The sequence below is a fragment of the Sphaerotilus sp. genome (assembly GCF_041083715.1).
Classification (GTDB): domain Bacteria; phylum Pseudomonadota; class Gammaproteobacteria; order Burkholderiales; family Burkholderiaceae_C; genus Sphaerotilus.
Map to the genome: position 1 here is coordinate 1 of NZ_JBFPGY010000135.1, position 10650 is coordinate 10650.

At 65.8% G+C, this 10650-nt stretch carries 11 protein-coding genes and 1 tRNA gene; 11 read left to right on the forward strand and 1 reads right to left on the reverse strand.

Annotated features, from left to right (window positions below; genetic code table 11):
* Nucleotides 1-191: 191 nt before the first annotated feature.
* On the reverse strand, nucleotides 192-1388 hold the full coding sequence (locus tag AB3X43_RS06375; protein WP_369429026.1) for an amino acid aminotransferase: 1197 nt from the start codon (nucleotides 1386-1388) through the stop codon (nucleotides 192-194).
* Between the two features lie 94 nt (nucleotides 1389-1482).
* Here AB3X43_RS06375 and uvrB point away from each other — a divergent pair, with 94 nt between their 5' ends.
* The 11 genes from uvrB (at nucleotide 1483) to AB3X43_RS06430 (ending at nucleotide 10493) form a co-directional block, all read left to right on the forward strand.
* Nucleotides 1483-3609 (forward strand): excinuclease ABC subunit UvrB, encoded by a 2127-nt coding sequence (gene uvrB / locus AB3X43_RS06380; RefSeq protein WP_369429027.1) that lies wholly within the window; start codon nucleotides 1483-1485, stop codon nucleotides 3607-3609.
* Entirely contained in the window at nucleotides 3606-4097 is a 492-nt protein-coding gene (locus tag AB3X43_RS06385) for a low molecular weight protein-tyrosine-phosphatase (protein ID WP_369429028.1), read from the forward strand. The genes uvrB and AB3X43_RS06385 overlap by 4 nt, the downstream gene beginning before the upstream one ends.
* 142 nt (nucleotides 4098-4239) lie before the next feature.
* Complete coding sequence (locus AB3X43_RS06390) at nucleotides 4240-4773, forward strand: Fe-S cluster assembly transcription factor (RefSeq protein ID WP_369429029.1); 534 nt, start codon at nucleotides 4240-4242, stop codon at nucleotides 4771-4773.
* 65 nt (nucleotides 4774-4838) lie between these two features.
* Nucleotides 4839-6059 (forward strand): IscS subfamily cysteine desulfurase, encoded by a 1221-nt coding sequence (locus tag AB3X43_RS06395; protein WP_369429030.1) that lies wholly within the window; start codon nucleotides 4839-4841, stop codon nucleotides 6057-6059.
* A gap of 44 nt (nucleotides 6060-6103) precedes the next feature.
* Nucleotides 6104-6508 carry a Fe-S cluster assembly scaffold IscU gene (gene iscU / locus AB3X43_RS06400; RefSeq protein WP_369429031.1) on the forward strand — a complete coding sequence of 135 codons (405 nt, stop codon included), beginning with the start codon at nucleotides 6104-6106 and terminating at the stop codon, nucleotides 6506-6508.
* Between the two features lie 8 nt (nucleotides 6509-6516).
* Entirely contained in the window at nucleotides 6517-6840 is a 324-nt protein-coding gene (gene iscA, locus AB3X43_RS06405) for an iron-sulfur cluster assembly protein IscA (RefSeq protein WP_310461590.1), read from the forward strand.
* Entirely contained in the window at nucleotides 6837-7355 is a 519-nt protein-coding gene (gene hscB / locus AB3X43_RS06410; RefSeq protein WP_369429032.1) for a Fe-S protein assembly co-chaperone HscB, read from the forward strand. Before iscA ends, hscB begins: the two co-directional genes overlap by 4 nt.
* A 7-nt stretch (nucleotides 7356-7362) precedes the next feature.
* Nucleotides 7363-9231 carry a Fe-S protein assembly chaperone HscA gene (gene hscA, locus AB3X43_RS06415; protein WP_369429033.1) on the forward strand — a complete coding sequence of 623 codons (1869 nt, stop codon included), beginning with the start codon at nucleotides 7363-7365 and terminating at the stop codon, nucleotides 9229-9231.
* A 22-nt stretch (nucleotides 9232-9253) separates the two neighbouring features.
* Nucleotides 9254-9592, forward strand: a complete 339-nt coding sequence (fdx, locus tag AB3X43_RS06420) for an ISC system 2Fe-2S type ferredoxin (protein ID WP_369429034.1) — start codon at nucleotides 9254-9256, stop codon at nucleotides 9590-9592.
* Between the two features lie 22 nt (nucleotides 9593-9614).
* Nucleotides 9615-10328: a DNA polymerase III subunit epsilon gene (gene dnaQ / locus AB3X43_RS06425; protein WP_369429035.1), complete on the forward strand. Its 714-nt coding sequence runs from the start codon at nucleotides 9615-9617 to the stop codon at nucleotides 10326-10328.
* A 90-nt stretch (nucleotides 10329-10418) separates the two neighbouring features.
* Nucleotides 10419-10493 (forward strand) — tRNA-Val (locus AB3X43_RS06430).
* Nucleotides 10494-10650: the final 157 nt, after the last annotated feature.

Here is a 10650-nt window from a genome sequence, read left to right on the forward strand (position 1 = left end):
AAACGACTTAGCGCCGATGATAGTGCGCACCGCGCGTGTGAAAGTAGGTCATCGTCAGGCTTCTACCTAAAAACCCCCTCTGATCCTCATCGGTCAGAGGGGGTTTTGCTTTGGGGGAACAGATTTTTTCAATCGGTTTCGCCCATGAAAAAGCGCCCCGCAGGGCGCTTCCCGATGCGTGAATTTTCGGATCACATCACCTTGACGATCGCATCGGCGACATAGTCGATGTTCTTGGTGTTCAGCGCGGCCACGCAGATGCGGCCCGAATCCACGCCGTACACACCAAACTCGCCGCGCAGACGAACCATCTGGTCCTTGTTCAGGCCGGAGTAGCTGAACATGCCCTTCTGGCGCGTGATGAAGCTCAGGTCACCCTTCACGCCAGCCGCAGTCAGCTTCTCGACCAGCAGCACGCGCATCTGCTTGATGCGCACGCGCATGCCCGCCAGTTCCTCTTCCCACATCGCGCGCAGCGCCGGGGTGTTGAGGACCGTCGCAACTACCTGGGCGCCATGTGTCGGCGGGTTGGAGTAGTTCGTGCGGATCGCGATCTTCAGTTGCGACAGCACGCGCGCGCATTCCTCCTTGCTTTCGCAGACGACCGACAGGCCGCCCACGCGCTCGCCGTACAGCGAGAAGCTCTTCGAGAACGAGGTGGAGACGAAGAAGTCCAGGCCCGCGGCGACGAACTTCTGGATCACGGCGCCGTCTTCGGTGATGCCTTCACCAAAACCTTGGTAGGCCATGTCCAGGAACGCGACCAGATTGCGCTCCTTGATGACCGCGACCACTTCGTCCCACTGGGCGTCGGTGATGTCGTAGCCGGTCGGGTTGTGGCAGCAGGCGTGCAGCACCAGCACCGTGCCGGCGTCCGCCGCGCGCAGGGCGCCGATCATGCCTGCGAAGTTGATGCCCTTGTTCTCGGCGTCGTAGTACGGGTAGGTGCCGACGGTGAAGCCGGCGTTGGTGAACAGCGCGCGGTGGTTTTCCCAGCTCGGGTCCGAAATCAGGACGGTGGCGTTCGGGTTGACCTTCTTCAGGAAGTCGGCGCCGATCTTCAGGCCGCCGGTGCCGCCGATGGCCTGGACCGTGGCGACACGGCCACCGGTGACAACAGCGCTGTCCGCGCCGAACACGAGACCTTGCACCGCCTTGTCATAGGCGGCGATGCCGTCGATGGGCAGGTAGCCGCGGGCCTTCGGGGCTTCGAACATCTGGCGTTCGGCTTCGACCACGCACTTCAGCAGGGGCAGCTTGCCGTTGTCGTCGTAGTAGACGCCCACGCCCAGGTTGACCTTGGCGGGGTTGGTGTCGGCACCAAACTGTTCGTTCAGACCCAGGATCGGGTCGCGCGGGGCCATTTCGACAGCAGAGAAGAGGGACATGACAGGGGGTCCGGCGGGACGTGTTGTGGAAAGAGCCGCTACCTTCAGGTAGGCTGGGCGGTTGCGCCGATTTTAACGGCGGGTCGGGAGTCGCATGAGCCACATTGACAAGATCGAGGCGGTCGGGACGGACCAGCCAGTGCCAGAGGGGCGTTTCGTGAGTTTTCCGGACTCGCCGTTCCAGCTTTTTCAACCCTACCCACCCGCGGGTGATCAGCCGACCGCGATCGACCAGCTCGTGGAAGGGGTGCAGGACGGCCTGACCTTCCAGACCCTGCTCGGCGTGACCGGTTCAGGCAAGACCTTCACGATGGCCAACGTCATTGCCCGGCTTGGCCGCCCGGCGATCGTCTTCGCGCCGAACAAGACGCTGGCCGCGCAGCTCTACGCCGAGTTCCGCGAGTTCTTTCCGAAGAACGCGGTCGAGTACTTCGTCAGCTACTACGATTACTACCAGCCGGAGGCCTACGTCCCGCAGCGCGACCTGTTCATCGAAAAGGACAGCGCGATCAACGAGCACATCGAGCAGATGCGCCTGTCCGCGACCAAGAGCGTGCTGGAGCGGCGCGACACCATCATCGTCGCCTCGGTCAGCGCCATCTACGGCATCGGCAAGCCCGAGGACTACACGCAGATGCGCTTCATCGTGCGCGTCGGCGACAAGATCGGCCAGCGCGACGTGATCGCGCAACTGATCCGGATGCAGTACACGCGCAACGAAACCGACTTCACCCGCGGCACCTTCCGCGTGCGCGGCGACACGATCGATGTATTTCCGGCAGAGCACTCGGAGCTGGCGGTGCGGCTGGAGCTGTTCGACGACGAGGTGGAGACGCTGCAACTGTTCGATCCGCTCACCGGCCGGATTCGCCAGAAGGTGCCGCGCTTCACCATCTACCCGGCGAGCCACTATGTGACGCCGCGCGAGCGGGTGCTGGAAGCAATGGAGGGCATCAAGACCGAGCTGCGCGAGCGGCTGGCCGAGTACGTCTCGCAGGGCAAGCTGGTCGAGGCGCAGCGGCTGGAGCAGCGCACCCGGTTCGACCTGGAGATGCTGCAGGAGGTCGGCCACTGCAAGGGCATCGAGAACTACACGCGCCACCTCTCCGGCGCGAAGCCGGGTGACCCGCCGCCGACGATGGTGGACTACATGCCGCCGGACGCGGTGATGTTCCTGGACGAGAGCCACGTGCTGATCGGGCAGTTCGGCGGCATGTACAACGGCGACCGGGCGCGCAAGTCCACGCTGGTCGAGTACGGCTTCCGCCTGCCGAGCGCGCTCGACAACCGGCCGCTGAAGTTCGAGGAATTCGAGACCAAGATGCGCCAGGCGGTGTTCGTGTCGGCCACGCCCGCGGCTTACGAGAACACCCACGCCGGGCAGGTGGTCGAGCAACTCGTGCGCCCGACCGGGCTGGTGGACCCGCTGGTCGAGGTGCGCCCGGCCACCACGCAGGTCGATGACGTGCTGCAGGAGATCCGGCTGCGGGTCGAGGTGGGTGAGCGGGTGCTGATCACGACGCTGACCAAGCGCATGGCCGAGCAGCTCACCGACTACCTGGGCGAGAACGGCGTCAAGGTGCGCTACCTGCACTCGGACATCGACACGGTGGAGCGGGTCGAGATCCTGCGCGATCTGCGGCTGGGGACGTTCGACGTGCTGGTCGGCATCAACCTGCTGCGCGAAGGGCTGGACATTCCCGAGGTGTCGCTGGTGGCGATCCTGGACGCGGACAAGGAGGGCTTCCTGCGGTCCGAGCGCAGCCTGATCCAGACCATCGGCCGGGCCGCGCGCAACCTCAATGGCCACGCCATCCTCTATGCGGACCGCATCACCGATTCGATGCGCCGCGCCATCGACGAGACCGAGCGCCGCCGCGCCAAGCAGATCGCGCACAACGAGGCGCACGGCATCGTGCCGCAGAGCATCCGCAAGCACGTCAAGGAGCTGATCGACGGCGTGTATGGCGAGAAGTCCGGCAAGGACAATCTGCAGGAGCTGGCGCAGCTGCACGCCGCCGCGGAGGTGGAAGTCCTGTCCGAGAAGGATCTTGGGCGGCGCATCAAGCTGCTGGAGAAACAGATGCTCGACCATGCCAAGAACCTCGAATTCGAGAAGGCGGCCCACCTGCGCGATCAATTGGCACTGCTGCGCGAACAGGCGTTTGGCGCTGCGGGTGGTGATCAGATTGCCGTGCTGGTTCCCAAGGGGGCGCGATGAGTGCCGTCCAGCGGGTGCTGATGGTGTGCACGGCCAACATCTGCCGTTCACCCACCGCCGAGGCGGTGCTGCGCCACCGGGTCCAGCAGGCGGGGCTTCATGGGCGTATCGTGGTGGATTCGGCTGGCACCCGGGCCTCGCACGAGCTGTCCCATGCACCGGATCCGCGCAGCATCGCGCATGCAGCCAGACGTGGCTATGACCTGACGACCTTGCGCTCGCGGCCGGTCGTGCTGGCCGATTTCCACCGATTCGACCTGATCGTGCCGATGGACCGAACCCACCTTGACCACTTGGCCACCCATGCGCCCGCCGATGCGCAGGCCCAGGTTCGCCTGCTGATGTCGTTTGCACCGCTTGGGTCGGGTGATGTGGTTCCTGATCCGTACTACGGCAGCGCGCCCGGCTTCGAACATGTGCTCGATCTGGTGGAACTTGCGTGCGACGGCCTGCTCGAATACCTGTACTCGCCTCAGGGTGCCCGTTGACGCCACAGCTGTGACAGACGGCGCACCTCGCTATAATCGAGTAAATCACTCGGGAAAGAGGGCGAGGGTCCAACCCGACTTGCTGCCCCGGTTCGCAGCCATCCGTTGCGGTGCCGAACGCGAGTTACAGGAGCTTAAAGCCATGCGATTGACAACCAAGGGTCGGTTCGCGGTCACCGCGATGATTGATCTGGCCTTGCGCGAACACAGCGGCCCCGTGGCCTTGGCCGCGATCAGCGCGCGTCAGCAGATTTCCCTGTCCTATCTGGAGCAGCTGTTTGGCAAGCTGCGCCGGCACGAACTGGTCGAAAGCACCCGTGGTCCGGGTGGCGGCTACTCGCTGGGCCGCAAGGCCGAAGACATCACTGTGGCGGACATCATCGTCGCCGTGGACGAGGCCATCGATGCAACCGGCTGCGGCGGCGGCGAGAACTGCATGGGCGAGGACACCGGTCGTTGCATGACGCACGACCTGTGGGCGAGCCTGAACGCCAAGATGCTGGAGTATCTGAACTCGATCTCGCTGAAGAGTCTGGTCGATGACCAGCTCCACCGCGGTGTGTCGGTGGAGGAGGCGCCCATCAAACGCGCCATCTCCAGCCAGCCCGTGGTCAAGCCGATCAAGATCACGGCACCCAATTCGGTGTTTGCGCTGGGATCGGCGCTCACCAAGTAAATCACCACAGGTTCTGCGGTGTGCCGCTCATGCGAGCAGACGCTGCAGAACGACCAGGTTTCAACATGGACATGACCCCGCACTTCCCGATCTACATGGACTACGGCGCGACGACCCCGGTCGATCCGCGCGTGGTGGACGCGATGATTCCCTGGCTGCGCGAGCACTTCGGCAACCCGGCCTCGCGCTCGCACGCCTGGGGCTGGGAAGCCGAGGAAGCCGTCGAGAAGGCGCGGGCGCAAGTGGCGGGCCTGATCAAGGCCGATCCGCGCGAGATCGTCTGGACCTCGGGTGCCACCGAGTCGAACAACCTCGCCTTGAAGGGCGCTGCGCAGTTCTACAAGACCCGCGGCAAGCACATCATCACGGTGAAGACGGAGCACAAGGCCGTGCTCGACACCGTGCGCGAACTGGAGCGCCAGGGCTTCGAGGCGACCTATCTCGATGTCGAGGCCAATGGACTGCTTGACCTGGACAAGTTCAAGGCTGCGATCCGCCCGGACACCATCCTCGCGTCGGTGATGTTCGTGAACAACGAGATCGGCGTGATCCAGGACATTCCTGCGATCGGCGCGGTCTGCCGTGAACACGGCATCATTTTCCACGTCGATGCGGCGCAGGCCACCGGCAAGGTCGAGATCGACATGGGCGCGCTGCCGGTGGATCTGATGAGCCTGGCTTCGCACAAGAGCTATGGGCCCAAGGGCATGGGCGCGCTGTACGTGCGCCGCAAGCCGCGCATCCGCATCGAGGCGCAGATGCACGGCGGTGGCCACGAGCGTGGCATGCGTTCGGGCACGCTGCCGGTGCACCAGATCGTCGGCATGGGGCTGGCGTTCGAGATCGCTGGCCAGGAGATGGCCGAGGAAAACGCCCGCATCGCGATGCTGCACAAGCGCTTGCTGGACGGCCTGTCCGACATCGAGCAGGTGTTCGTCAACGGCGACCTGACGCGCCGCGTACCGCACAACCTCAACATCTCGTTCAACTATGTCGAGGGCGAGTCGCTGATCATGGGTGTCAAGGGGCTGGCGGTGTCGTCCGGCTCGGCCTGCACGTCGGCGAGCCTGGAGCCGAGCTATGTGCTGCGCGCGCTCGGCCGCAGCGATGAGCTGGCGCATTCGTCCCTGCGCATGACCATCGGCCGCTTCACCACGGTGGAAGAAATCGACTACGCCGTCAGCACGCTGAAGGACCGTGTGGCCAAGCTGCGCGACCTGTCGCCGCTGTGGGACATGTACAAGGACGGCATCGACATCAGCGCCATCCAGTGGGCGGCGCATTGAACGCGCACTGAACGGACACGACACGGGTTCCCAGGAGTTACACCATGGCATACAGCGACAAGGTCATTGACCACTACGAAAACCCCCGCAACGTCGGCGGCTTCGACAAGGGCGACGAGGACGTGGGCACCGGCATGGTCGGCGCGCCTGCCTGCGGCGACGTGATGAAACTGCAGATCAAGGTCAACCCGGTCACCGGGCTGATCGAGGACGCCAAGTTCAAGACCTACGGCTGCGGCTCGGCCATCGCGTCGTCGTCGCTGGTCACCGAATGGGTCAAGGGCCGCACACTGGACGAAGCCCTGACGATCAAGAACACCGAGATCGCCCAGGAACTGGCGCTGCCCCCCGTCAAGATCCACTGCTCGATCCTGGCCGAAGACGCGATCAAGGCCGCCGTGGACGACTACAAGGCCCGACACGCCCCCGCTGGCGCCACGGTCCAATGAGTGCAGCCATGGCCGTCACGCTGTCCGAATCGGCGGCACGCCATGTGTCGCGCTACATCGCCCGTCGGGGCAAGGGCGTCGGTGTGCGCCTGGGCGTGAAGACGACGGGGTGTTCGGGCCTGGCCTACAAGCTCGAATACGCCGACGAAATCGCGCCCGAAGATGTCGTGTTCGAGGACCGGGGCATCAAGGTGCTCATCGACCCGAAGAGCCTGCCCTACCTCGAAGGCACCGAACTCGACTTCGTGCGCGAGGGGCTGAACGAAGGCTTCAAGTTCCACAACCCGCGCGAGAAGGACCGCTGCGGCTGCGGCGAATCGTTCCGCGTGTGAAGCTCACCGACTCCGATTTCGACCTGTTCGGTGTGCCGGCGCGGTTTGCGCAGGACCGAGTCTTGCTCGATGCCCGCTGGAAGGCGCTGCAGACCGAGGTCCATCCCGATCGCTTCGCCGGCGAGGGCGGTACCGCTCAGCGTGTGGCCATGCAGTGGGCGATCCGGGTCAACGAGGCCTACCAGCGCCTGAAGGATCCGCTCAAGCGCGCGGCCTACCTCTGCGAGTTGCACGGTGCGCCGATCGAGGCCGAGAACAACACCGCCATGCCTGGCGCCTTCCTGATGCAGCAGATGGAGTGGCGCGAGGCCCTCGACGAGGCCCGCACGCTCGATGCCGTCGAAGCGCTGGCCGACGATGTCGTCGCCCACGAACGCCGATTGCAGCAGCAACTCGCCACCCTGATCGACGAGCGCCAGGACTGGCCGGCTGCGGCCGCGCAGGTTCGTGCGTTCATGTTTGTCGTGCGCTTTGCCGCCGACGTCGACCGGCGCCTCGACGCGCTGGGACAATAGCGTCCCCATGGCCCTCCTCCAGATCTCCGAACCCGGGCAGACGCCCGACCCGCACACCCGCCGCGTCGCCGTGGGCATCGACCTGGGCACCACCCATTCGCTGATCGCCGCTGTGCGCCACGGCCTGCCCGAGTGCCTGCCGGATGCGCAGGGCCGGGTGATCCTGCCGTCGGCCGTGCGCTACCTGGGCGAGGGCCGGCGCCAGATCGGCGCCGAGGCGCTGGCCGCGCAGGCCGACGATCCGCACAACACGCTGGTGTCGGTCAAGCGTTTCATGGGCCGGGCGCTGGCCGACATCGCCGACCGCGGCCGCCTGCCATACCACTTCATCGACCAGCCAGGCATGGTCGCCATCGAGACCCGCGAGGGCGTGAAGTCACCGGTCGAGGTGTCGGGCGAGATCCTGGCGACGCTGCGCTATCGGGCCGAGGACACATTCAGCGATGACCTGTTCGGTGCCGTGATCACCGTGCCCGCGTATTTCGACGACGCGCAGCGCCAGGCGACCAAGGACGCCGCGCAGCTCGCCGGCCTGAACGTGCTGCGCCTGCTCAACGAGCCGACCGCCGCGGCCATTGCCTACGGGCTGGACAACGCGATCGAAGGCCTCTACGCCGTCTACGATCTCGGCGGCGGCACCTTCGACATCTCGCTGCTGCGCCTGTCGCGCGGCGTGTTCGAGGTGGTCGCGGTGGGCGGGGATTCCGCGCTCGGCGGCGATGACTACGACATGCGGCTGGCGCAAGTGCTGCTGGACCGCGCCGGTCTGCCGACGCTGGACACGCTGGATGCCCACGACAAGCGTGTCGTGCTCACGGCTGCCCGTGCCGCCAAGGAAGCCTTGTCTGACGCCGACGAGACGACCGTGCAAGCCACGCTGAACGGCGCCGTTGCGCTGACGCAGACCGTGACCCGCGCCGAGTTCGAGGCCACCACCGACGAGCTGACCCGCCGCACCGTCACGCTGATGAAGCGTGTGCTGCGCGATGCCAAGGTGACGCCGGACGAGGTGCAGGGTACGGTGATGGTCGGCGGCTCGACGCGCATGCCGGTCGTGCGCGCGGCGGTCGCCGCGTTCTGTGGCCGCGCGCCGCTGGTCAACGTGAACCCCGATGAAGTCGTCGCGCTCGGTGCGGCGCTGCAGGCCAACGCGCTGGCGGGCAACGCGGCCGATGGCGAGATGCTGCTGCTCGACGTGACGCCGCTGTCGCTCGGGCTGGAGACGATGGGCGGGTTGGTCGAGCGCGTGATCGAGCGCAATTCGACGCTGCCCACCGCCAAGGCGCAGGAATTCACCACCTTCAAGGACGGCCAGACTGCGATGGCCATCCACGTCGTGCAGGGAGAGCGCGAGCTGGTGAGCGACTGCCGCTCGCTGGCGCGCTTCGAGCTGCGCGGCATTCCGCCGATGGCCGCGGGTGCGGCACGCATCCGTGTGACCTTCCAGGTGGACGCCGATGGACTGCTGTCCGTCAGCGCCCGCGAGCAGGGCAGCGGTGTCGAAGCCTCCATCGTCGTCAAGCCGAGCTACGGTCTGAGCGACGACCAGGTGGCCACCATGCTGCGCGAGAGCTTCACCGAAGCCGAAGGCGACATGCGCCGCCGTGCCCTGGCCGAAGCCCGCGTCGAGGCCGAGCGCCTGATCCTGGCGACCCGGGCGGCGCTGCAGGCCGATGGCGACCTGCTCGACGAGGAGGAGCGCGCCGTGCTGGACCGCCTGGTGCACAGGCTGTCCGAGACCGCGCGCAGCGAGGACGCCCACGCCATCGACGCCGCCACCAAGGCGCTGGGCGACGGCACCGAAACCTTCGCCGCGCTGCGCATGAACCGTGGCATCCAGCAGGCCCTGACGGGCCGCCGCCTTGACGACGTTTGAGAACCTGCAGTCCCTTCCGACCATGCCCACCATCAAGATCCTGCCCCATCAAGAACTCTGCCCGCAGGGTGCTTCGCTCACTGTCGCGCCGGGCACCTCCGTCTGCGAGGCGCTGCTGGAAAATGGCATCGCCATCGAGCACGCCTGCGACATGAGCTGCGCCTGCACCACCTGCCACGTCATCGTGCGCCAGGGCTTCGCCTCGCTGAACGAGATGGACGAGACCGAGGAAGACCTGCTCGACCGCGCCTGGGGGCTGGAGCCGGACTCGCGCCTGAGCTGCCAGGCGATCGTCGCGCAGAAGGATCTGCTCATCGAGATCCCCAAGTACACGATCAACCACGCCCGCGAAAACCACTGAGCCGTCACCGGCCCTGCCTGCCATGCGCCAGATCTTCCTCGACACCGAAACCACCGGCCTGAACCCCGAGACGGGCGACCGCATCGTCGAGATCGGCTGCATCGAGATGGTCAGCCGGCGCCTGACCGGGCGACACCTGCACCTGTATCTCAATCCCGAGCGCCCCGGCAGCGAAGAGGCCACCCGCATCCACGGCCTGACCGATGCCTTCCTCGCCGACAAACCGAAGTTCCGCGAGGTGGCGGCAGAGTTCGTCGAGTTCGTGCGCGGGGCCGAGATCATCATCCACAACGCCGGGTTCGACGTGGGGTTCCTGAACGCCGAACTGCGCCGGGTGCAGCAGCCGAAGGTGGCCGAGCTGGCCGGGGGCATCCTCGACACGCTGGTGATGGCGCGCGAGCAGTATCCCGGCAAGGCGAACTCGCTGGACGCGCTGTGCCGCCGCCTGGAGGTGGACAACACCAACCGGACCTTCCACGGCGCGCTGCTGGATGCGGGCCTGCTGGCCGAGGTCTACATCCGCATGACCCGCGGGCAGAACGCGCTGGTCATCGATGCCGACGATGGGCAGGAGGAGGGCGGCGCCGACGAGGCCGATCTGAACATCGACCTGTCGGCTTTCAGCGTCACCGTGCTGCGTGCCAGCGAGCAGGAAGTCACCGCGCATGGGGCGGTGCTGGCCGATCTGGACAAGGCCAGCGGTGGCAAGACGGTGTGGCGAACGATTTCTGCCTGAAACCCTTGCGCGCTCCAAAATGTCCGTGGCATAATTTCTTTCTTGCTGCAGCGCACTGAACAAAGCAACGCAGCACCCGAACCCAGTTTCGGGCGGTTAGCTCAGCGGTAGAGCACTGCCTTCACACGGCAGGGGTCGCAGGTTCGAACCCTGCACCGCCCACCAGAACCAGCCTCGCAAGTCATTGATTTGCGAGGCTTTTTCTCGTCCGGGCCTGGATTTTGGTCTGAGCACAGCGGGTCGTGCAGAATCCTGCGCACCATGCTCGATGACCTCAAGAAAACCCTCTGGGCGACCGCCGACAAGCTGCGCGCCAACATGG

What these genes read in the sequence shown, in the direction of transcription:
- AB3X43_RS06375 (WP_369429026.1), bottom strand. Translation starts at nt 1,388, where the DNA reads ATGTCCCTCTTCTCTGCTGTCGAAATGGCCCCGCGCGACCCGATCCTG.
- uvrB (WP_369429027.1), top strand. Translation starts at nt 1,483, where the DNA reads ATGAGCCACATTGACAAGATCGAGGCGGTCGGGACGGACCAGCCAGTG.
- AB3X43_RS06385 (WP_369429028.1), top strand. Translation starts at nt 3,606, where the DNA reads ATGAGTGCCGTCCAGCGGGTGCTGATGGTGTGCACGGCCAACATCTGC.
- AB3X43_RS06390 (WP_369429029.1), top strand. Translation starts at nt 4,240, where the DNA reads ATGCGATTGACAACCAAGGGTCGGTTCGCGGTCACCGCGATGATTGAT.
- AB3X43_RS06395 (WP_369429030.1), top strand. Translation starts at nt 4,839, where the DNA reads ATGGACATGACCCCGCACTTCCCGATCTACATGGACTACGGCGCGACG.
- iscU (WP_369429031.1), top strand. Translation starts at nt 6,104, where the DNA reads ATGGCATACAGCGACAAGGTCATTGACCACTACGAAAACCCCCGCAAC.
- iscA (WP_310461590.1), top strand. Translation starts at nt 6,517, where the DNA reads ATGGCCGTCACGCTGTCCGAATCGGCGGCACGCCATGTGTCGCGCTAC.
- hscA (WP_369429033.1), top strand. Translation starts at nt 7,363, where the DNA reads ATGGCCCTCCTCCAGATCTCCGAACCCGGGCAGACGCCCGACCCGCAC.
- fdx (WP_369429034.1), top strand. Translation starts at nt 9,254, where the DNA reads ATGCCCACCATCAAGATCCTGCCCCATCAAGAACTCTGCCCGCAGGGT.
- dnaQ (WP_369429035.1), top strand. Translation starts at nt 9,615, where the DNA reads ATGCGCCAGATCTTCCTCGACACCGAAACCACCGGCCTGAACCCCGAG.